The sequence below is a fragment of the Nocardioides humi genome, assembly GCF_006494775.1.
GTDB classification, from domain to species: Bacteria; Actinomycetota; Actinomycetes; order Propionibacteriales; family Nocardioidaceae; genus Nocardioides; species Nocardioides humi.
Map to the genome: position 1 here is coordinate 1,288,068 of NZ_CP041146.1, position 21,670 is coordinate 1,309,737.

Consider the following 21,670-nt stretch of genomic DNA (forward strand, 5'->3'; position numbering starts at 1 on the left):
CGGCCCCATGAACCAGGCCCTCCACCACGCGAACGACAAGGTCCGCGCCCGGCTGGACGACCTCGGGGAGCAGATCAGCGAGAAGGTCGCGGAGATCAAGCCCAAGCTCCGCGGCTGGATCCATCTCGTGTCGACCCCACTCGTCCTGGCCGCAGGCGTCGTCCTCATCGCCCTGTCCCCGACCGCCACGACGAAGGTGGGCTCGGCACTGTACGCCGGCTCCGCGCTGCTGCTCTTCGGCATCTCCGCGCTCTACCACCGCGGGACCTGGTCACCGAAGGTCTGGCAGGTGCTCAACCGGTTCGACCACTCCAACATCTTCCTGTTCATCGCCGGCTCCTACACACCGTTCGCGCTGATCCTGCTCGACGGCGCCTCGCGGGTCGTGATGCTCTCCGTCGTGTGGACGGGCGCGCTGCTCGGCATCGGGTTCAAGCTGTTCTGGCCCACTGCCCCGCGCTGGCTGTCGGCGCCGATCTACATCGCCCTCGGCTGGGCCGCGATCTTCTTCATCCCGGCGTTCTTCCACGGCGCCACCGCCCTCGGGCTCGGCATCGGGATCGCGATCTTCGTGCTGATCGCCGTGGGCGGCGCGCTGTACACCGTCGGCGGCCTGGTCTACGGCTTCAAGTGGCCCAACCCGTCACCGCGGGTGTTCGGGTTCCACGAGATCTTCCACGGCTTCACCATCGCCGCGTTCGCCACGCACTACGTCGGCGTCTCGCTGGCGACGTACTCCCTGCGCTGAGCGTCGCGCTCCAGCAGCACCAGCACCTCCGCGTGGGGCGTCTGCGGGAACATGTCGAGCAGCCGTCCCCGCACCGGCCGGTACGACGCCAGGTCGGCCAGGTCGCGGGCCAGGGTCTCCGGGTTGCAGCTGGAGTAGAGCACGTGCGCCGCGCCCGACTCCTCCAGCCGCTGGGAGAGGTCGTGCCCGAGGCCGCGGCGGGGCGGGTTGACCACGACCAGGTCGGCGGCGCGCAGCAGGCCGGTGTGCGCGGGGGCGGTGGCGTCGCCGACGGCGAAGTCGATGGTGCCGGGCAGCCCCGCCTCGTCGCGGGAGCGCTCGGCGCTGGCGATCGCGTCGGCGCTGATCTCGATGCCGGTCACCCGCCGGCCGGGCGCGGCCAGGTGGAGGGCGAAGCCGCCGACGCCGCAGTAGAGGTCGACCACCCGCCGCGGCGCCAGGTCGGCGACCCAGGCGGCGGCCTCGGTGTAGAGGGCCGCGGCGACCGCGGTGTTGGTCTGGAAGAAGCTGCGCGGGCGCAGGTGCAGGCTGATCGCGCCGAGCCGCATCGGCAGGGTCTCGGCCCGGGTCAGCACGATCTCGCGGTCGCCCTCGAGCACCGCCCGGTGCTCGGGCTGGACGTTGAGGGTGAGCACGCGCAGCCCCGGAAGGACGTCGCGCAGCCAGGGCAGGTACTTGCGCACCCGTGCCTCGGTCGCGGTCGAGCGCACCACCAGCCGCACCATCAGCTCGCCGTCGGGCGACTCCGTGACGAGCACGTGCTTGAGCTCGCCGCGCCGGGCCACCGGCGCCGCCGACCGGACGTCGTACGGCGTCAGGTCGGCGCGCCGCACCAGCTCCGCGAGCACCGGCAGCGCCGCCACGATGCCCGGCGTGTGCAGGGCGCAGTCGCGCAGGTCGACCCCGGCGCCGTCCGCGCCGAGGATCCCGAGCGTCGGCGCGTCCGCCGTGCCGCCGGCGACCATCTTCGCCTTGTTGCGGAAGCCGGCGTCCGGGCTGGTGACCGGCTGCTCCCACCGCAGGCCGGGGGCGTCGACCAGTGCCCGGGTCGCGGTCTGCTTGGCGGCCAGCTGGTCGTCGTACCCGCGCCCGAGCCAGGCGCAGGACCGGCACTCCCCCACCGTGAAGTGGGTGCAGTCGAGCACGGCGAGAGCCATGAGATCCATCGTAGGCGGCAGCATCTCGGCGACTTGCCGGTCTCGACTTAGTCCACTACCCTTAGTCCATGACTGCTGTCGTCGTCAACGTCCATGAGGCCAAGACGAACCTCTCCCGGATCCTTGCGCGGGTCGAGGCAGGCGAGGAGATCATCATCGCCCGGGGCGGCAAGCCTGTCGCCCGGCTCGAGCCGTTCACGGCGCCCGAGATCCGGCTCGGATTTCTCGACCTCCCCGCGATTCCCGACGAGTTCTTCGCGCCGCTCGCCGACGAGGAGCTCGCCGCGTGGGGCCTGTGAGCCTGCTGCTGGACACGCACGCCTTCTACTGGTGCGTACGCCGGGACAGCCAGGTTCCCGAGGACGTGCGTACCGCCCTCCAAGAGGCGCCACGGCGGGTCGTCTCCGATGTCTCGGCGTTCGAGGTCTCCCTCAAGGTGCGACTGGGCACGTTCCCGGGCGCGGTGGTTCTGCGCGATCGCTGGGTCGAGGCCCGGGCCCAACTACCGGCACTCGCGTTACCGGTGACGACGACGCATGCGTTGCTGGCCGGGTCGCTCGACTGGGACCATCGCGATCCGTTCGATCGACTGCTCGCCGCGCAGGCGCTCTCGGAGAACCTCACCCTCGTCACCGCCGACGAGGCATTCGCCTCTCTCTCGGGACTCTCCCTCCTGCGCTGGTGAGCACATCCTCGTAGGCTGCCGCCGTGTCCTCCCCGCTCGAGAAGGTGCAGGCCGCACCGGTCCTCGCCACCGTCCGCCGCCTGGAGCAGCGGATCGGGGCGCGGTTCCCCGGGCGCGGGCTGCATCGGGTCGTCGGCGAGCTGGCGGCGCTGGTGCAGACGGTGGACTCCTCGACGGCGTCCGCACGCGGCCGGCGGTCCTGGCTGCGGCCGCTGTCCCGCTTCGGGATCATCGCGGTCCTGGTCGTCACCGGGACCGTGATGGCGCTGGCGCTCCGCTCGGCGATCGCCGACGCCCCCGACGACGGCCTGGAATGGATCCCACTGCTGGAGAGCGCGGTCAACGACCTGGTGTTCGCGGCGCTGGCCATCTGGTTCCTCTACTCCGTCCCGGAGCGGCTGCAGCGCTCGAGCCTGCTCGAGCTGCTCCACCGGCTGCGGTCGCTGGCCCACATCGTCGACATGCACCAGCTCACCAAGGATCCCGAGCGGTTCCGCGCCTCGTTCCGGCCGACGACCGCCAGCGTCGAGGTGGACCTGACGCCCCAGCAGCTGGAGTACTACCTCGACTACTGCTCCGAGCTGCTCAGCCTGGTCGGCAAGACGGCCGCCCTGTGCGCCGAGGCCTCCCGGGACCCGGTCGTGCTCGACACGGTCAGCACGATCGAGACGCTGACGGTCTCGCTGGAGCGCAAGATCTGGCAGAAGATCGCGGTGCTCAACGCCGAGCGCGGCTCGTCGCCGGCGGCGAAGTAGCCTGACCGCCATGGGTCGCGTCGCTCGTCCCCGCGCGCCGGCCGGCGCGTCGGGCTTCGATGCGATCGCAGTCGCCCTCCAGGAGCTGCGCGGGCGAGCCGGGCACCCGTCGTACGCCGAGATCGCCCGCCTGGTCTCCGACGCCCGGGCGGCGTCCGGGGTGCCGCCCGGCGAGGCCCGGGTGGCGAAGTCGACGGTCTACGACATCTTCCGGACCGGCCGCCAGCGCCTCGACTCCGACCTCGTGGCCGAGGTGGTCGCGGTGCTGGGGGCCGACGCGGCAGAGGCGGCTCGCTGGGCCGAGGAGTGCCGGCGGGCGCAGCAGGCCCACGCGGCGCAGGAGTCGGCCGGCGTGCGCGCCGATCTGCCACCCGAGGAGCACTTCGTCGGGCGGGACGACCACGTGGCGCGGATCGCCGCGGCCGAGCCCGGCGCGGTGTTCGCGATCACCGGGCTGGCCGGCGCCGGCAAGACGACGCTGGCCGTCGAGGCGGCTCGGCGCCTGCTGGCCGACGGCCGCTCCGACGGAGTGTTGCTGGCCGACCTGCGCGGCTTCGACGCCGACCTGCCACCGGCGGCGCCGCGCGCGGTCGCCGCCGGCCTGCTGCGGCTGCTCGGCGACAGCTCGCGGGTGCCCGGTGATCCGGCCGAGGCCGTCGCCGCGCTCGCGGGCGAGCTGGCAGCCGACGATCCCCGGGTGCTGGTCCTCGACGACGCGGCCGACACCGAGCAGGTCGTCGCCCTCGCCGGCTGCAACCCCTCGGGGATCACGCTGGTGACCAGTCGCCGCCGCCTGGAGCTGTCGGACACCGATACGATCGAGCTCGGCGATCTCGACGCCGCCGACGCAGCCCGTCTGCTGAGCGAGATCGCCGGCCACTCCGATGACGCCACGGATCCGGCCGCGCTCCAGATCGTGACCGCGACGGGACTGTTGCCGCTGACCGTCTCGCTCACCGCGGGACGGATGGCCCAGCGCGTCGGCTGGTCGATGGCGGACCACCTCGCGGCCCTCGCCGAACGGCCCGCGCGGCTCGGTGACGACCTGCACGCGGGTCTCGAGGCGTCGTACCAGCTCCTGGCGCCCGCGAGCCGCGCGGTGCTTCGCCAGCTGGCCGACCAGCCCTGCGCCGACCTGACGCTCGTCCAGGTGGCCGCGCTGACCGGCCGTGCCGAGAGCGAGGCCGCCTCCGTCCTGGCCGAGCTCCGCGAGCTCCACCTGGTCGGCATGAGCGGTCCCAGGCGGTTCGCGCTGCACGACGCGGTGCGGATGTTCGCCCGTGACCAGGCGATCGAGCTGGACCGGCCCAGCGACCGGGTCGCCGCGCTCGGCCGGCTGGCGCGACACCTCCTCGTGATGGCGTGGTCGGCGCACCGGGCTCGCTTCGACGGCGTCCCGTGGGAGTACCAGCCGCCGGACGATCTCGACCTGGTCGCCCTCGACGACGACGAGGGCCGGGCCTGGCTGGCCGACAACGTCGACAGCGTGCTCGCCATCGCGCAGTCCGGTGCCCGGATCGGGCGGCCGCTGCTGGGCTGCGAGCTCTCCGGAGCGACCACCTGGTGGCTGAACCACACCTTGCGCCTCCACGATGCCGAGCAGCTGCATCGCCAGGCGATCGCGGCGGCCGAGGCCGGCGGGACCGACCGGCCGGGCACGTCGATGCTGCTGGCCCGCGCCCGGCTCGGTCTGGGGCAGACCCTCGCCTTTCTCGCCCGGTTCGAGGAGGCCGCGACCGTCCTGGAGACCGCGCGCTCCGAGCTCGTCGCCGCCGACGACGCCGGCGGCGAGCGCAAGGCCGTCAACGCGCTGTCCGTCATCGCGACCATGCAGGGGCGTCACGACGACGCCATCGCCGGCTTCCAGCGGGCGGCGGAGCTGGCGAGCCGGATCGGAGACCTGTTCGGCGAGTCCCAGGCCGTCGACAACCTCTCCGTGGTCCACCACCGCTCCGGACGGCCCGAGCTCGCCGTGGCCGCCAGTCGTCGCGCGCAGGCGCTCGCAGAGCAGCTGGGCGACCTCGACCAGCTGACCGACTACGTGCTCAACATGGTCGACCCCCTCCTCGCGATGGGGGATGCGACGGCGGCCCGCGACGCGGCCCGCCGCGGCGTCGATCTCGCCCGTCGCCGCGGCCACCCGTCGCTGCCTCGCGGCCTCGCCAACCTCGCGCTCGCCTCCGAGGCTCTGGGCGAGTACGGCGAGACCCGCGCCCACCTGCTCGAAGCACTCGACAACTCGGTGCAGACCGGCCTTCGCAGCGGGCAGATCGAGATCCTCACCGAGCTCGGACGCCTCGACCTCCGGCTCGGCGAGACCGAGACCGCGCGCGGGCACTACGCGGCCGCGGCGCAGGTGGCCGAGGAGTCGGACATCCCGCTCGGGGTGGCCCGCGCCACCGAGGGCCTCGGCTCAGTGGCCGAGGCCTCGGGCGACTCCGCGCTCGCCCACCGCCACTGGCGGCGGGCGCTCGAGCTCTTCGAGCAGGTGGGCTCCGAGGAGGCGGCGCCGCTGCGCGAACGGCTTCGCAGCTGACCTGCTGCCGGTGGCGCGAGCGTCAGGCCCTCAGCGTCGGACCTTGATCTTCTTGCTGCTGCCCGTGACGGTGACGACGGCCTTGGTCACCCGCTTCTTGCGCACGGTCTTGAGGCCCTTCTTCGTGAGCTTGACCTTGACCTTCTTCTTGGCGCCCGCGGGAATCGCGTAGGCCTTGGGCTTGGCCAGCGGCTTGCCCTTCTTCGTCCTCACGGTCACCGTGCCCGAGCACGGCGTCGCGCTGATGCACTTCACCGTGATCTTGAGCTTCTTCTTCGCGACCCGGACGCCCTTCTTGGGCGCCTTCACCTTGGCGATCCCGGCGCCCGCACCTGCCAAGACATACTTGACGACCCCGTTCTGGAAGGGGGCCGGGGAGCCGCTGAGGTAGAGCTCCCGCCCCGGGCCGAACGCCAGTCCCGTCTTCTCGCTCATGGTCCCGGCGCTCTTGGTGGTGGCGGTGACGCTCCCGAGATACACGCCGGCCAGGGTGAAGGCCTTCACCTGGTCGGACAGGTCCACGACGAGGACGACGCCGTCGTCACGGACCTCGACCTCCTGCGGTTCCCCGACGAAGGCCTCGGGGCCGCCGTTCAGCCCTCCCCAGCTGGTCACATAGTCGCCGTCCGCGGTGAAGACCTCGATGCGGTGGTTGCGCCTGTCGGCCACGACGACGCTGCCGTCGGGCGCGATGCCGAGTCCCCAGGGCGCGTTCAACTTCCCCGGAGCGGAGCCGGAGCCGCCGAAGGTGCCCTGCCGATTGTTGGCGACGTCGAAGACCACGACCTGGTCGGCGGTCGGGCTCGCGGCGTAGATCCACCCGTTGGGACCGATCCCGATACCGGCCAGTGACGTCGTGTGATCCCCGTCGTCATTCATCCGGTAGGACCGCAGGAACTGGCCGGTCTTCGAGTACACATCGATGCTGGCCCCGATGTAGTCGGAGACATACACATTCCCCGCCGGGTCCACGGCCATCCCTCCGACCGTGGAGGCTGCTGTGAAGGGCATCTCCCAGGTCGCCCGCGGAGCGCCGTCGGCGTCGTAGACATGCACCACCTTCGCACTCGTCCCCGGTCCGCCCGCGGCTGGTCCGCCCAGGTACACCCGACCGGCGGCGTCGGTCGCCACGGCCTCGACGGTCTCCGAGGCGTCCGTCGAGTAGATCCATTCCGTCGCATAGGCGTACCCGACCGGCCCCGGACCGGCAGCGGCCCCCGCCGCCCCGACCGAGCCTGACGGCACCAGGGCCACCGCGAGCAGGCCCACCGAGACCACCGCCGACACCATCCGCTTCATGACTTCCCTTCCGTGGCGGGAGCCCCCGCGGCTCCGTCCGGGCCGATCCAACCCGGGCCGCCTGCCGATGGCACGTCGTCCGCACGATGCCGGACGATGCGCTCGCTCGCACGACCGACCGCCCGCTCGATCACCCCCGCGGCGTCGGGATAGCCCGCCGGCTCGGGACCGATGAACGCCAGCCGCAGGTACGGCGCCGCCGGCTCCGCCGGGAACCACTCGTCGCCGGCGGCGACCCACACCCCCTCGGCCGCGCAGTCGCGGACCAGCCGGCCGGCGTCGATGCCGTCGGGCAGGCGGGTCCACAGGTGCAGTCCACCGGGAGGCACCACGCCGACATCCAGCGACGGCGCATGGTCGCGGACCGCCGCGACGAGCAGGTCCCGGCGCTCGCGGAGCTGGACCCGCAGCCGGCGCAGGTGGGTGCGCCAGCCGGGGTCGCTGACGACCTCGAGCGCCGCCTGCTGGAGCAGCCCGCTGACGTACATCGACTCCGCGGCGCGGTCGCCGAGGATCCGCTCCCGCGCGGGCCCGCGGGCGATGACGGCGGCCACCCGCAGCGCCGGGGACACGCTCTTGGTGAGGGAGCGGAGGTACACGACATGCCCGGCGTCGTCGTGAGCGGCGAGGGGTCGGGGCTCGGCGTCGATGCCGAAGTCGTGCGCCCAGTCGTCCTCGACCAGGAAGGCCCCGTGCGCGCGGACGACGTCGAGCACCTGCTCGGCGCGCTCCACGCTCCACTGCGCGCCGGTCGGGTTGGCGAAGCTGGGCTGCGCGTAGAGCGCCCGGGCGCCGGTCTCCCGGAACGACCGGTCGACCTCGGCCGGGTCCGGCCCGTGCGCGTCGCTCGGCACCGGCACCAGCGCGACGCCCGCCTGCCGGGCGGCCTGGATGGCGCCCCAGTACGTCGGCGACTCGATGAGCAGCGGCCGGCCGGGCGCGACGAGCGCACGGAAGATCGAGGCCAGCGCGCTCTGCGACCCGGGCGCCACGACCACGTCGTTCGCCGTCACCGCGGAGAGCTGGGCCGGCGTCGCGTCCGCGAGCTCGGTCGCGAACCAGGCCCGCAGCTCCGGCAGCCCCGCCGCCGGCGGGCGCGAGGTGGCCGCCGCGCCCCGGGCCGCCCGGCCGAGCGCGGTGCGGACCAGCCGCTCGGGCAGCAGGTCCGGTCCGGGGTACCCCGCATGCAGCGCCTGTGCGTCGGGAGGCGGCGTCTGCAGCGGACCCGCGACCGTCGACAGGTCGGCCCGCGGCGTGCGCAGTGCGGCGGTCTGCCAGCCGAAGTCGGGTCCCCGCGCGGGGCGGACCGCGCGGACGAAGCTGCCGACGCCCGGACGGCTCTCGACCAGCCCCTCGGCCACCAGCCGACGCAGCGCCTTCTGCACGGTGACCGGGCCGGCGCCGTACTCGGTGACGAGCCGGCGGGTCGCCGGCAGTTGCGCGCCCGCGGGCGCGTCCCGGATCCAGGCGCGCAGCCCGGCGACGATCCGCGCGCTGCTATCGTTGTCCATGTCAGCACAGAGTAGCGCTATCGCATCGCGCCCCGATCCGCTATCGACGCACGCCGGGCTCGGCTGGGGACTGCTCGGCGTCGCGGCCTTCTCGTTCACCGTCCCGCTCACCCGGGTGGCGGTCGGTGGGCTGGACCCGCTGTTCGCCGGCGCCGGCCGGGCGGTGGTCGCGGCCGCCCTTGCCGCGGCCGCACTCGCGCTGACCCGCCAGCGGCCGCCCCGCGGCGGTCAGTGGCTCCGGCTCGCGGTGGTGGCCGGCGGGGTCGTGGCCGGGTTCCCGCTGCTGACGTCGTACGCGCTGACGGAGGTGCCTGCGAGCCACGGCGCCGTGGTGATCGCGATGCTGCCCGCGACCACCGCGGTGATCGCCGTGCTGCGCACCGGCGAGCGCCCGGTGCGGGCGTTCTGGGCGTACGCCGCGCTGGGGGCGGTCGCCGCGGTCGGGTTCGCGGTGGTGCAGGGCGGCGGCCCGGGCCACCTCCAGCGCGCCGACGCCCTGCTGGTGCTGGCGGTGCTGGCCTGCGCGACCGGGTACGCCGAGGGCGGCGTGATCTCCCGCGAGCTCGGCTCGTGGCAGACCATCTCCTGGGCGCTCGTGCTCGCGGCTCCGGTGATGACAGCACTCACCGCCGCCAGCGTCGCCGCCCGTCCGCCCTCGGCGACATCCGCGCAGTGGCTGTGCTTCGCCTACCTCGCGTGCGTGAGCATGTTCCTCGGCTTCGTCGCGTGGTACCGCGGCCTCGCGATCGGCCCGATGGCGCAGGTCAGCCAGGTCCAGCTCGCCCAGCCGGTGCTGAGCATCGCGTGGGCGGGCCTGCTGCTCGGCGAGCGGGTGACCTGGCTGACCGTGATGGGCGGGTCGGCCGTCGTGGCCTGCGCGGCGGGCGCCAGCTCCTCCCGACGGCGGGCGCCCGTCGTACCGGACAGAACGGCTGTGAAATCACCGATTTGACGACCGTTTTGTCCGGTACGACGGGAAGACGGTGCCCCGCTGGCTAGCTCTTCCCGCGTCCGTACAGGCCGCGCACCACCTTGGTGAGCTGCTTCTCCTCCTTGGCGGTGCGCCGGAAGGTGGTGAGCGCGATGGCCGGCCTGAACCGCTGCCGGGCGATGGCGTGCGGGTAGGTGAACTCGCGCAGCCCGTCGGGCCCGTGGATCCGGCCGAAGCCGGAGTCGCCGACGCCGCCGAACGGCAGGGTCGGGATGCCGGCGAAGGAGATGACGCCGTTGATCGCGGTCATCCCGGCGCGCAGCCGCTCCGCGATCTCCATGCCGTGGTCCTTGGAGAACACCGTCGACCCGAGCGCGTACCGGGTGCCGTTGGCCCGCTCGACCGCCTCGTCCATGCTGGTCACCCGGGTCAGGGTCACCGTGGGGCCGAAGGTCTCCTCCTGCACCGCCGCCGAGTCCTCGGGTACGTCGACCAGCACGGTCGGCTGCACGAAGCGGGCGCCCTCGGGCACCGGACCCCCGACCAGCGCCCGGCCGCCGCGGGCGAGGGCGTCGTCGACGTGGCGCCGGATGATGTCGACCTGCGAGGGCATGGTGATCGGGCCGACCTGGCCGCCCGGGCGGGCCTCCAGCTGCTTCGCCTGGGCGACGAGCTCGTCGAGGAACTCGTCGTAGACCCGGTCGTGGACGTAGACCCGCTCGACGCCGGCGCAGGTCTGGCCGGCGTTCGCGGCGGCGCCCCACAGCGCGGCCTCGGCGGCCTCGGCGACGTCGGCGTCCTCGGCGACGATGAGCGCGTCCTTGCCGCCGGCCTCGATCACGACGGGGGTCAGGGTCTCGGCGCAGGCGGCCATCACCCGCTTGCCGGTGGCGGTCGAGCCGGTGAAGGCCACCTTGTCGACGCCTGCGGCGGTGAGCGCGGCCCCGGTCTCGCCGTACCCGGTGACGACCTGGAGCACCGGCCGCCCGACGGCCTCCTGGAAGGTCGCGGCGAGCCACTCGCCGACGCCGGGGGTGTACTCCGAGGGCTTGAAGACGACCGCGTTGCCGGCCGCGAGGGCGTAGGCGATCGAGCCCATCGGGGTGAAGACGGGGTAGTTCCAGGGGCCGATGACGCCGACCACGCCGAGCGGGCGGTACTCCACGCTCGCGGCCTGGTTGACCATCAGCAGGCCCGGCGAGACGCTGCGCCGCTTGAGCACCTTCTCGGCGTGACCGGCCGCCCAGGCGAGGTGGTCGATCGCGAGGGCGGTCTCGAGCAGCGCGTCGCCGTCGGGCTTGCCGGTCTCGCGGGCCATCAGGGCGGCGAGCTCCTCCATCCGCCGGGCGATCACCTTGCGCCAGCGGACCAGCGCCTTCTTGCGGCCGTCGAACCCGAGCGCGCGCCACCATTCGGCCTGCTTGCGGGCGGTGGCGACCGCGTGGCGGACCTGGTCGGCGTCGTGGAGGGGGTGCGTACCGACGACCGCGCCGGTGGCGGGGTCGAGCGAGTCGAAGGTGGCTGCGGCGTCGATGGTGGTCACGCTCCGAACCTACTCGCCGGTCACCTCGAGCGGAACGGTCCGATGAACAAAACCACCAGCGCCACATGGGCCGTGATCACAACGCCGGCGATGGTCACGGCGGCGAGCGGGCGCCGTCGCGCCACCCACTCGGTCGCCTGGTAGCCGAGGGTGATCAGCGCGAGCACGACGGTCACGTGGAGCAGCACCGCGAGCGCGACGCCGGTGATCACGCCCGCGACGGCGAACCGGCCCCAGGTCAGGCCGAGCAGGAGGGGTACGACGACCGCGCCGGCCAGCCCGCCCACGAGCTCCATCGCGAACGACCGGTCGCCCATCCACGGCACGCCGTCGATGACGTCGAAGAGGTCGAGCGTGGCCAGCACGCCGAGCACCGCGACCACCAGCACGGTCATCACGGCCGCCGCGCGGTAGCGCAGGTGCCGGGCCGGGCTCCACGTCGTCGAGCCGGACCAGATCGTCCCGAGCGTCACCGCCGACCAGATCAGCCAGCTGCGGACCGGGCCGGTGTCGGTGTCCCGCATCGCGGCGCGGAACACCCGGTCCGCGGCCACCCGGTCGAGCACGTGGCCCTCGGTCGAGAGATAGCTCGCGGGCTCGTCGGGCGCGTGCACGAGGCCGTCGTGGAGCAGCGCCGGCGGGAGATGCCGGCCGGTGCGCGGCACGAGCCAGGTGAAGATGGTGGGGACCGAGGTCAGGTCGGTCTCGAAGACGTCGAGGTCGGCCGGCACCAGCAGGTCGCCGTACTCCCGGTCGCGGTAGGCGATCCGGTGCAGCATCCGGAACCGCTCGGTGCGGCGGTGGACGTCGCCGGACTCGACCCGCTCCAGCACGATCCGGGGCGGGTCGCCGGAGCCCTCGTCGTGGAACCGCTCGGGCTCCGGACGGACCGGTGTCCACGACGTCAGCTGCATGCCTGCGTCCCCTTCCCGAGACGGGCGAGGCCCTCCAGGTCGCCCGGACCGAAGTCTTCCTGACCGGCGCTCTGGGCGTGCATCAGCTCGCGGCGCGAGTCGACGTGGTCGAGCCCCAGCACGTGGCCGAGCTCGTGGAGCAGCGTCGCCCGCTCGTCGTCCGCATCGTCGACGGCGTCCGCGTCGAGGACGACGCGGCCGGTGACGTACCAGGACCAGCGGTCCTGCTCGCGCGACACCGATCCGCCGATCCCGGCGACCTCCCCGGCCAGGTCCTCGACCTCGTCCGCCCGCGCCCAGGCGACGAGGACCGGCGGCGCAGGCCCCGGGGCGAGCTGGTCGGCGTCCGCGGGCCGCCGCGCGGTCGTGCCGACGTACCGGAACCGGAAGCCGCTGGCCTCCGCGACCTCGGCCACCGCGTCCTGCACCCTCGCGACGGCCTCGTCGTCGCTGCCGGAAGCGTGCGCGGGGTTGACCTCGTAGCGGATCGGCTCGCACGGCCGCCAGGTGACCGGCTCGCCGGCGGCGTACGGCTGCTCCTGGAGGAAGGCGTACGCCGGGTCGGGCACCGCGCGACCGAAGCCGGTCGCGGACACCGCGACGACGCCGGCGAAGAGCGCCGCGCTCAGCAGGAGCACGGCCGCCCAGAGCCGGCGACTCCTCACCCGATGCCGGCCGGCTCCGTGACCGGGCGCTCGCACACGAAGCCCCGGCAGACGTACGCCGCCGGCCGCCCGTCGACCGGCGTCCGGCCGGCGAGCAGGGGGATGCCCTCCTCTGCTTCGTCGGCGGCGACCACGACCGCCCCCGGGAGGGCGAGGGCCCGGGCGACCAGGGCGTCGCGCTGCGGGCCCGCGGGGCCGACCACCGCGACCTCGAGCGGCCCGTCGAGCATGGTGACCGCGGCCGCCAGCGACCAGCCGGCGAACCGGGGCGCCTTGTCGGCCAGCACGCTGACGGTGGCGAGCGCGGTCTCGGCGGCGTCGCGGTACCGGCCCTCGCCGGTGAGCGCGTGCGCCTCCACGAGCGCGTGGACCAGACTGCTGAACCCGCTCGGGGACGCGTTGTCGCCGGGGTCGCGGGGTCGCGTGACGAGGACCTCCGCGCCGGCGCCGGTGTCGTAGAACCCGCCGTCCGGCGCGGCGAACTCGGCCAGCGCGGTGTCGATCAGGCCGGTCGCGAGGCGGAGCCAGCGCGCGTCCGCGGTGGCCTGGGCGAGGGCGAGGAAGCCCGACGCCACGCAGCCGTAGTCCTCCAGCACGCCCGCATGGGTCCCGGCCACGCCGTCGCGGGAGACCCGGCGCAGCCGGCCGTCCTGCAGGTGGAGGCCGGCGATCAGCTCGCCCGCCTCGACGGCCGCTGCCAGATAGTCGGGGCGGTCGAGTCGCCGGGCGGCGTCGACCAGCCCGGAGATGGCCAGGCCGTTCCAGGCGGCGACGACCTTGTCGTCGCGAGCCGGCCGCGGGCGGCGCTCGCGGGCGGCGAGCAGCTGGCGTCGTACCTCGGCCAGGCGGTCCTGGTCCGCGGGATCCTGCGGGTAGTGCCGCAGCTGCAGGGTCGACGTCCCGTGCTCGAAGGTGCCCTCGGCCGTGACGCCGAACAGCTCCGCCGCCCAGGCTCCGTCGTCCGGGCCGAGCTCCGCGACGAGCTGCGTGGGCGTCCAGACGTAGAACAGGCCCTCGTGGGCGTGCTCGCCCAGCTCGGCCGGGCTGTCCGCGTCGAGCGCCGAGGCGAACCCGCCCTCCGCCGTCCGCAGCTCGCGGAGCAGGAAGTCGGCCGTCTCCGTCGCGATCCGGGCACCGAGGTCGGTGCCGAGTCGCGCGTACAGCCCGAGCAGCTGGGCGTTGTCGTAGAGCATCTTCTCGAAGTGCGGCACCACCCAGCCGCGGTCGACGGCGTACCGCGCGAACCCGCCGCCCACCTGGTCGTACATCCCGCTACCCGCCATCGCCGCGACCGTCCGCGCCAGCATGTGCCGCGCCTGCTGCTCCGACTCCCCCCGATAGCGGCGGAGGAACTCCAACACCATGGTCGGCGGGAACTTCGGCGCCTGCCCGAACCCGCCCGCCATCGGGTCGAACTCCCCCGCCAGCGTCGCCACCGCCCCGTCGATCCGCTCCCCCGTCAGCGCGTACGACGGCAGGCTCGCCTCCTTGCGGAGGTGCTCGGCGACATTGGCCGCGGTCCGCCGTACGTCCTCGCCCCGGTCGACCCACGCCCCGCTGAGCGCCCGCAGCACCTGCAGGAACGACGGCGACCCGTGCCGCGGCTGGTCCGGCAGGTAGGTCCCCGCGAAGAACGGCGCCCCCTCGTGGTCCATCACCACCGTCATCGGCCACCCGCCCTGCCCCGTCATCGCGGTGGTCGCCTGCATGTACACCGCATCCACGTCCGGCCGCTCCTCCCGGTCGACCTTGATGCTGACGTAGTGCTCGTTGAGGTACGCCGCCGTCGCCTCGTCCTCGAAGGACTCGTGGGCCATGACGTGGCACCAGTGGCAGGCGGCGTACCCGACGGACAGGAGGATGGGGACGTTCCTTCGCTTGGCCTCCGCGAAGGCGTCCTCGCCCCACTCCCACCAATCCACGGGATTCCCCGCGTGCTGTAGAAGATACGGGCTGGTCGCAGCGCCGAGACGGTTCACATGCCCATCCTCCCCCACGCCACGAGCTGTTGTTCACCATCCACAACTCGGGCACCGCCTGATACACGAGAGTGATACACGATCGCCCTCAAGATCGCCGCCGCCACTGCCCCACGAATCGCACGTGTGTCGATAAAGTGCCTGCCACTCGTCGCCAGTGACAGGAACCGAGGGCTCCACCTGACGACCGCAGCAACGGACCTGCTGACATGACGGAGAAGGTCACTCGCGGCGGTTTGACGCGGTGGCCACTCCGCCTTATCGAGCGGGGCTGGCAGGGAGAACAGCGGTGGAACCATTCGCAACCCGAATGAACTGAGCCAGTCGCTCGGCCTGGCTTCTGACCTCACCCGACACGTCCTCCATCGGCCAGTTTGACACCGCAACTCGGGCGATCCGGACCTTGTCTGGGCTGACCCGCGCTGGCTCCTCGAGGGTCCCGCTACTACCCGAGCGACGGCGACGGGTTGGCGACGTGATGTGGAGTGGTTCTGACCATTTGTCGGTTGGCGGTGCGTAGGTACTGCGACTGTGTGCCTGCGCGACCGCCGCCGACAGGGTGGCAACAGGAACGGACAGAGCCCCGCGGGGTGGTGGGCTTTGAGGTGATCCTCGGTGCCTACGAGTCGCTGCCCTCGATGGCGGCGACGGGGTCAGTATCGCTGGTCTCGTAGAGCTTCGCCATCGAGCCTTCAGACAGGTAGCGGCGATCGGCGGCGATCCACTCGTCGTGCATGTCGATCAGCACGGCTCCGACCAGCCTGATGACCGCAGCGGGGTTGGGGAAGATCCCCACGACGCGGGAGCGGCGCTTGATCTCCTTGTTGACCCGCTCGAGCGGGTTGGTCGACCAGATCTTGCGCCAGTGCTCGCGCGGGAACGCGGTGAAGGCGAGGACCTCGGTCTTCGCGTCGTCCATGTAGGGACCGATCTTGGGCCACCTGAGGGCGAACTCCTCACGGGTGCGGTCCCAGGCCGCGTCGATGTCGGCTGGCTTGGCTTGGGCGAAGATCATCCGGAACGCTGCGGCGACGTAGTCGGCCTGACCCTTGGGGACGTGGGCGAGGAGGTTGCGGGCGAAGTGGACACGACACCGTTGGTGCGCGACGCCCTGGAACGCTCGGGACAGGGCTGCGACTAGCCCGGAGTGCTGGTCGCTGATCACCAGTTGTACCCCGCCCAGACCTCGCTGCTTGAGGCTGAGCAGGAACGCTCGCCAGAACGTCTCGTCCTCGCTGTCGCCGACGTCCAGTCCGAGGATCTCCCTGTCCCCACGGGCGGTAACGCCGGTCGCGACGACCACGGCCATGGACACGACTTGGCCACCCTTGCCGGGCTTGTTGCGGACGTGGAGGTAGGTCGCGTCGAGGTAGATGTAGGGGAACTCGACGTGGTCCAGGGTGCGGGTGCGGAACGCGCCGACGGTCTCGTCGAGGTTGGCGCAGATCCTGGAGACCTCGGACTTGGAGATCCCGGAGCCGCCCATCGCTTCGACCAGGTCGTCGACGCTGCGCGTGGAGATGCCGTGGACGTAGCACTCCATCACCACCGCGTAGAGCGCCTGGTCGATGCGGCGGCGGGGTTCGAGGATGATCGGGAAGAACGATCCCTTGCGGAGCTTGGGGATCCGCAGCTCGACGTCGCCGGCCTTGGTGGTCAACGGCCGCGTCCGGTGGCCGTTGCGCTCGTTGGTGCGGTCCTCGGTGCGCTCGTAGGGCGCGGCGCCGATCCGTTCGGTCGCTTCGAGTTCGATCAGCTCCTGGAGCGCGACACGGACCGATTCACGGATCAGGTCGACACCATCACCGGCACGAAACGCGTCGAGGATCTCGGACAGGGCAGACTGGGGCAAGGCCATCGGAGGGACTCCTTCTTCAGTGTGTTCTTGGTCGTTCACACCGAAGATCCCGCCGATGGCCGCCTACGTGCTGACGCCTCGCCGCTGGTCCCTCAAACCCCACCACTCCCGGGGACTCTTACCAGGAACGTAGTTCTCGATCGTTCGGCATGCGGTGATCCAAGCGAAGCCAGGCATGTCCGTGCGATCAAACTCATCACGCACCCGGACTTTGGTAGCCGTGAGGCGCGCGTTCGACGAGGTCTTATCGCTGTCAATGAGGATCGCCGAGTGTCTGTTCAGGCGCCGGAGCGAGATGAAGTCGTCGACTGAGGGGTCGTTCGCAGTTAGGTGTCGCAGCAATCCCCCGCCGTAGAACATGACTGAGTAATGGATGCCTTCGACGAATTCGTTGGGAGCCACGGCTGCAATCCAGTGGTTGACGTACACCCGGTCCGATGGGCCCTCGACCCAGATCACAGCGTTCGCTTGAATGAGATCCGAGGGCCGATAACCGAGGTCGCCGCAAAGGTCAGATACGGCCTGAGGTGTCGTGGCTTGGGAAACCTTGGTGCCTGTTTCCAAGTCGTGCTTCACGTGGAGAACGCAGGCTCGCTCGTAGTCAAGCAGGTGAGCGGAATGAGTAGCTATTAGGTACTGGTTGGTCGTCGCGTCCGACAAGTAACGAATCAACTTTCGCTGCAGCAGAGGATGCAGGTGCACTTCTGGCTCCTCGATGCATATCAACGTGTTATCAAGAAGGGTTGCCGCTGCGGCAAGAATGATTACCTGATGGATGCCGGTCCCAAGACTGGCCAGCGGCAAGACCCGCCCGCTCTGCTGAATCTGGATCTCGCTTTGATCAGCGGGGATCCGGATCTCCACCTCGTGATCTTCAAGAACGGCCCGGGCGAACTGACTGATCGCGTCGAACTTGGCCCGCGCTTCCTTAAAGCTCTGCGTTGGAGGTCGGTCCAGGAGGGCTAGCCGCCGAACTAGGTTTCGACCGTTGTAGTCGTCGGTCGTGCCGTCCGCTTCGTCGCCTGCTGCGATCTGGCGGAATGCTCCAACCGTTTCCACTGAGGGCGGCGAGAGCGGGAAGATCTTCTCAAGAACGCGACGGATGTCATGGGTCGCGCCGCCGCCAGCAGTTGACGTCATCGCGGAAGATGCTTCGGAAAGGCTTCTGCCGGCCGTGCCCAAGGCCTCAATCGCGGCAGTCAGGAACCCCTCGTCGAGACTCCATGTCCGGGCCCGCCCGGATCCGCGCGCTCCGTTCTCCGCCGAGTACGTCAACCAGACGTGGTCACCTGCTACGGGATGAAAGACCGGGTGTCTTAGCGCTTCAAGAAGACCCGATCGCCAGCTTTGAGAATCGCGATACTGGCTGAGCTCCTCGTCACCGACAGGATCGTATGCGAACTGCAAGAGAAGTGGCGGGCCAGGTGGTTGAGGCTCGTCAACCCAAGTCAGCTCCGCCAACTTGGACGATGCGAGGAGCCGCGCGAACCGCAGAATGTTCGACTTTCCTGAATTGTTCTGACCAGCCACCAAGGTCACTTTGCGCAGGGGGCCCAGCGGCTGCAGTTCCCGCAGGCTTCGGAATCCGCCGAGTCCGAAACCCGGCACGAGAAGTGAGCTAGGCGAAGTCACGTCAGGCACCGTGCCATCTTCGCTCGTTGGCGCGACGGTCGATGCCACGACGCGCACGTTCCCGCGTGGCGTGTGAACAGGCACCCGACATCGAGGCGCCCATTCTGGGCGGGATTGACGCAGGCCAGCCACGCGAGACTTGGTCGATCTGGGCGAGAGACGAACGACGAGTCACCGGATCGTCGGTCAGGACGAGAGTGTCGGCAGCAGCGTGAATGCCTGCACGTGGCTGGGGCGCACCACTCGGAAGTGGCGGTGGTCGAGCGTCGCGATCTCGTCCACGCCAAGGCGCTCAGCCAGGGCAATCGCCGAGGCGTCGGTGGTCCCGAGCGGAAGATCGTCATAACGGGACACCAACTCAGCGACACGCGCGATATCCGACTGCGTGAGGGCGACGAGTTCGAAGCTTCCGTTGGCCACGGAATCGAGGAAGGCGACCTCGGCGAAAGTTCCGACCTTCACCTCAAGCATGTAGCCGACCTCAGCCATGACGGTCTGCGGCAACAGCAGACGCCGGCCTGCCAAGTGAAGGCCGGCGAAAAGTTCGACGCAGGCGTGATGGTCGGCGTCCCTGCGATCGGCCGCTGCGAAGATCGGGCCGGTGTCGCAGATGATCACGACCGGCAGGCCCCGAATCCCTCAGCGAGGATCTCGTCGACGCGGCGCGCGTTGTCGGTACGACCGTCCTTGGACTCGCCGATCGCGAAGAACTTCGGCGGCCACTCCCCCACCGACCTCTTGGTCGTCAACCGCCGCACGTCCGCGAGCACGACGTCGACCTGATCGTCGGGCAGGCCCTCGATCAGGTGGATCAGCTCGTCGCGGTTCGCGGTCATACGAAAAGTGTAAACGCGCGTGCCGGCAGCGGGCGGCAACCAGCCCGAGTGATACACGGGAGTGATAGACGAGGCCCCCGGAATCCGTGGCACCGAACGGCACCGAACGAACCGGATCGGCACGAAACAGCCCTCTGACGTGCGCTTATGCGGCAAGGCCTCGCTGATCCACGCTCAGACATGCCACGTGGCACCAGTGACAGGCGGCGTACCCGACGGACAGGAGGATGGGGACGTTCCTTCGCTTGGCCTCCGCGAAGGCCTCGGGCCCCCACTCCCACCAGTCGACGGGGTTGTCGGCATGCTGGAGCAGGTACGGCGAGGTCGCGGCCGCGAGTCTGTTGGGCACGGCTCCAGCCTGTCACGGACTCGTGGGCCACCGACGACTCACCACGGCCACCCAAGGTCTCGGACCCGATCCTCTACGTCACCTGACCCATGCCCGGTCGGGCCGGTCCGGGCAGATGGCTCAAGCCCCGTGCCACGGCCCGGCCCGAGTGTGGTGGACAAGAGCTTGTTCCCCACACCACTGGAGCACACCATGGACACCCGACACACGCTCGGCTCCCGGCGCACGTGGCTGATGCCGATCCTCATCGTCGTCGGCCTGGCGGCGATCCTGCCGTCGATCTACCTCGCCGGCACGGTCGACCCGCAAGGACACCTGGCCGACATGCCGGTCGGCCTCGTCGTCGAGCAGCAGACCGATGGTCCAGGTCCGGAGGTGGCCGAGACCGTCGCCGCGGCGATCGAGGCGGGGGCGGGCGAGACCCTCGCCGTCACCCGCATGACCCGCGACGAGCTGGCCACGGCGATGCAGGAGGACCGCGTCGCGGGCGCAGTGGTGATTCCCGCGGACTTCGATGCGTCGATCGCCAGCCTGCTGCCCGGGGCGGCCAGCGTCGCCGTGCCCGAGGTGGAGATTCTCACCAACGCCGGCGACGGCGGGCTCAGCACCGGCTTGCTGGTCGGCAACCTGACTCCGCTCCTGCAAGGAGTAGCCGACCGCCTCGGCGAACGACTGCTCACGAGCCCGGCGGGTACGGCGCCGCCCGCCGCGAATGTCGCACTGCTGTCCCAGCCGTTCGACATCGTCTCCAGCGCCTATGAGCCGCTTCCGGACAACACCGGCATGGGCATGAGTGCGTTCTACTTCTCGCTGGTGCTCGTCCTCATCGGCTTCATCGGCGCATCCCTCGTCGGTCCGCTCGTCGACTCCTCTCTCGGCTTCATCCCCAGCGAGCTCGGCCCGCTCGTGGCACGCCAGCCGTACACGGCGCTGTCACGCCGAGCCACCTTCCTCGCCAAGGTGGCGATCCTCGTGACCGCCGCACCGCTGGCCGCACTCGCGATCCAGCTCGTGGCGGCCCTGTTCGGCGTCTCCGTCGGCGACCCGGTCACGCTCTGGCTCTACTCCGCTGCGGTCATCGCCGCGATCGGCACCAGCGCACTCGCCGTCTTCTCCGTCTTCGGATCCGGGATCGGCTCACTGGTGAACACCCTGTTCTTCGTCGCCCTGGCCATGGTCTCGTCCGGGGCACCGTGCCGATCACCGCGACGCCGGCGTTCTTCCGCTGGTTCTCCGACATCTCGCCCTACCGGCACGTCGTCGACGGCACCCGATCCCTCTTCTACTTCGACGGGAATCTCGACGCCGGCCTCGGCAGCGCGTGGATCAGCGTGGCTGCGGGCGGAGCGCTCGGGCTCCTCCTGGGACTCGTGGTGACGACGCTGTACGGCCGGGTCCGCGCCTTCAGCCGCCACCCGTGAGGACGCAGCCACCGCGCACGTCGATCGACGTATGCCGGGGCGCGCAAGGCCAGTCCCTCTGCTCAAGCCCGCGGACCTACCGCGGCACGAATCTGGACGTGTCGGGGACCCCCGGCACCGAACACGAAGGAGAACACCAATGAGTACAACCACCCCGACCGTGGTCCTCGTCCACGGAGCGTTCGTCGACGGATCCGGCTGGCAGCCGGTCCACGACATCCTGACCCGCGAGGGCCTCGACGTCGCGGTCACCCAGCACTCGACCCAGTCGCTGACCGGCGACGTGGCCGAGGTCCAGCAGGTCATCGAGGCCCACGACGGCCCCGTGCTGCTGGTGGGTCACTCCTACGGAGGCGTCGTGATCACCGAGGCGGGCACCCACCCGCAGGTGGCGGGCCTGGTCTACGTCGCGGCGTTCGCGCCCGACGCCGGCGAGTCCGTCGCGACGCTGATCGCCGAGCCGGACCCGAACGCACCGGTCCCGCCGATCGTCCCCCGCAAGGACGGGTCGCTGGTCATCGACCGCGACCGCTTCCACGAGGGCTTCGCGGCCGACCTGCCCGCCGACCAGGCTCGGTTCCTGGCCGACTCGCAGGCGGCCTGGGGTGGCGCCGCCGTCGGCACGCCCGTCACCGAGCCGGCCTGGCGCTCGAAGCCGAGCTGGTACGTCGTCGCCACCGACGACCGGATGATCCCGCCCGCCGCGCAGCAGGGCATGGCGGCCCGGGCCGGGGCCGTCGTCGAGACGGTCGCCGCCAGCCACGCGGTCTACGTCTCCCGGCCCGAAGCGGTCGCCGACCTCATCCGGCGCGCCGTCACGACGGTCAGCGCCTAGCCGCCGGCCACCACCA

Annotated in this window: 19 protein-coding genes and 1 pseudogene; 8 read left to right on the plus strand and 12 right to left on the minus strand. The window is 71.4% G+C overall.

Annotated features, from left to right (window positions below):
• The first annotated feature begins 7 nt into the window (after positions 1-7).
• On the plus strand, positions 8-748 hold the full coding sequence (gene trhA / locus FIV44_RS06310; RefSeq protein ID WP_141003707.1) for a PAQR family membrane homeostasis protein TrhA: 741 nt from the start codon (positions 8-10) through the stop codon (positions 746-748).
• Here the strand turns inward: trhA and rlmC are convergent.
• Positions 709-1,905, minus strand: a complete 1,197-nt coding sequence (gene rlmC, locus FIV44_RS06315) for a 23S rRNA (uracil(747)-C(5))-methyltransferase RlmC (protein WP_141003708.1) — start codon at positions 1,903-1,905, stop codon at positions 709-711. The genes trhA and rlmC overlap by 40 nt on opposite strands.
• Before the next feature lie 68 nt (positions 1,906-1,973).
• Here rlmC and FIV44_RS06320 point away from each other — a divergent pair, with 68 nt between their 5' ends.
• Genes FIV44_RS06320 through FIV44_RS06335 form a run of 4 tightly spaced genes read left to right on the plus strand, consistent with a single transcriptional unit; the run spans position 1,974 to position 5,881 of the window.
• Complete coding sequence (locus tag FIV44_RS06320) at positions 1,974-2,204, plus strand: type II toxin-antitoxin system Phd/YefM family antitoxin (RefSeq protein WP_141003709.1); 231 nt, start codon at positions 1,974-1,976, stop codon at positions 2,202-2,204.
• Entirely contained in the window at positions 2,201-2,590 is a 390-nt protein-coding gene (locus FIV44_RS06325) for a type II toxin-antitoxin system VapC family toxin (protein ID WP_181411022.1), read from the plus strand. Before FIV44_RS06320 ends, FIV44_RS06325 begins: the two co-directional genes overlap by 4 nt.
• Positions 2,591-2,613: 23 nt before the next feature.
• Positions 2,614-3,345 (plus strand): hypothetical protein, encoded by a 732-nt coding sequence (locus FIV44_RS06330; RefSeq protein WP_141003711.1) that lies wholly within the window; start codon positions 2,614-2,616, stop codon positions 3,343-3,345.
• A gap of 10 nt (positions 3,346-3,355) precedes the next feature.
• On the plus strand, positions 3,356-5,881 hold the full coding sequence (locus tag FIV44_RS06335; RefSeq protein WP_141003712.1) for a tetratricopeptide repeat protein: 2,526 nt from the start codon (positions 3,356-3,358) through the stop codon (positions 5,879-5,881).
• Positions 5,882-5,911: 30 nt separating this feature from the next.
• Here the strand turns inward: FIV44_RS06335 and FIV44_RS06340 are convergent, their stop codons facing one another.
• Positions 5,912-7,180 carry an NHL repeat-containing protein gene (locus tag FIV44_RS06340; RefSeq protein ID WP_141003713.1) on the minus strand — a complete coding sequence of 423 codons (1,269 nt, stop codon included), beginning with the start codon at positions 7,178-7,180 and terminating at the stop codon, positions 5,912-5,914.
• A complete protein-coding gene (locus tag FIV44_RS06345) occupies positions 7,177-8,691 on the minus strand; it encodes an aminotransferase-like domain-containing protein (protein WP_141003714.1) in 1,515 nt (504 codons plus the stop codon). Before FIV44_RS06345 ends, FIV44_RS06340 begins: the two co-directional genes overlap by 4 nt.
• Here FIV44_RS06345 and FIV44_RS06350 point away from each other — a divergent pair.
• Positions 8,690-9,643, plus strand: coding sequence for a DMT family transporter (locus FIV44_RS06350; protein WP_141003715.1), 954 nt, complete (start codon positions 8,690-8,692; stop codon positions 9,641-9,643). The genes FIV44_RS06345 and FIV44_RS06350 overlap by 2 nt on opposite strands.
• A 43-nt stretch (positions 9,644-9,686) precedes the next feature.
• Here the strand turns inward: FIV44_RS06350 and FIV44_RS06355 are convergent, their stop codons facing one another.
• The 9 genes and pseudogenes from FIV44_RS06355 to FIV44_RS06395 form a co-directional block, all read right to left on the minus strand.
• Positions 9,687-11,165, minus strand: coding sequence for an aldehyde dehydrogenase family protein (locus FIV44_RS06355; RefSeq protein WP_141003716.1), 1,479 nt, complete (start codon positions 11,163-11,165; stop codon positions 9,687-9,689).
• 20 nt (positions 11,166-11,185) lie between these two features.
• Entirely contained in the window at positions 11,186-12,079 is an 894-nt protein-coding gene (locus tag FIV44_RS06360; RefSeq protein WP_141003717.1) for a DUF1353 domain-containing protein, read from the minus strand.
• Complete coding sequence (locus tag FIV44_RS06365; protein WP_141003718.1) at positions 12,070-12,744, minus strand: matrixin family metalloprotease; 675 nt, start codon at positions 12,742-12,744, stop codon at positions 12,070-12,072. The genes FIV44_RS06360 and FIV44_RS06365 overlap by 10 nt, the downstream gene beginning before the upstream one ends.
• A complete protein-coding gene (locus FIV44_RS06370; protein WP_342778882.1) occupies positions 12,741-14,741 on the minus strand; it encodes a thioredoxin domain-containing protein in 2,001 nt (666 codons plus the stop codon). The genes FIV44_RS06365 and FIV44_RS06370 overlap by 4 nt, the downstream gene beginning before the upstream one ends.
• Positions 14,742-15,342: 601 nt before the next feature.
• Positions 15,343-16,581, minus strand: a complete 1,239-nt coding sequence (locus FIV44_RS06375) for an IS256 family transposase (RefSeq protein WP_141003212.1) — start codon at positions 16,579-16,581, stop codon at positions 15,343-15,345.
• 63 nt (positions 16,582-16,644) lie between these two features.
• Complete coding sequence (locus FIV44_RS06380) at positions 16,645-18,261, minus strand: AAA family ATPase (RefSeq protein ID WP_141003720.1); 1,617 nt, start codon at positions 18,259-18,261, stop codon at positions 16,645-16,647.
• 138 nt (positions 18,262-18,399) lie between these two features.
• Positions 18,400-18,831, minus strand: coding sequence for a type II toxin-antitoxin system VapC family toxin (locus FIV44_RS06385; RefSeq protein ID WP_141003721.1), 432 nt, complete (start codon positions 18,829-18,831; stop codon positions 18,400-18,402).
• Positions 18,828-19,049, minus strand: coding sequence for a hypothetical protein (locus tag FIV44_RS06390; RefSeq protein WP_141003722.1), 222 nt, complete (start codon positions 19,047-19,049; stop codon positions 18,828-18,830). The genes FIV44_RS06385 and FIV44_RS06390 overlap by 4 nt, the downstream gene beginning before the upstream one ends.
• 175 nt (positions 19,050-19,224) lie before the next feature.
• Positions 19,225-19,398: pseudogene (locus tag FIV44_RS06395) on the minus strand (DUF255 domain-containing protein); the annotation flags it as partial.
• 192 nt (positions 19,399-19,590) lie between these two features.
• Between FIV44_RS06395 and FIV44_RS06400 the strand changes: the two are divergent.
• Positions 19,591-20,775 carry a YhgE/Pip domain-containing protein gene (locus tag FIV44_RS06400; protein WP_181411023.1) on the plus strand — a complete coding sequence of 395 codons (1,185 nt, stop codon included), beginning with the start codon at positions 19,591-19,593 and terminating at the stop codon, positions 20,773-20,775.
• A 183-nt stretch (positions 20,776-20,958) separates the two neighbouring features.
• A complete protein-coding gene (locus tag FIV44_RS06405; RefSeq protein ID WP_141003725.1) occupies positions 20,959-21,654 on the plus strand; it encodes an alpha/beta fold hydrolase in 696 nt (231 codons plus the stop codon).
• The last annotated feature ends 16 nt before the right edge of the window (positions 21,655-21,670 follow it).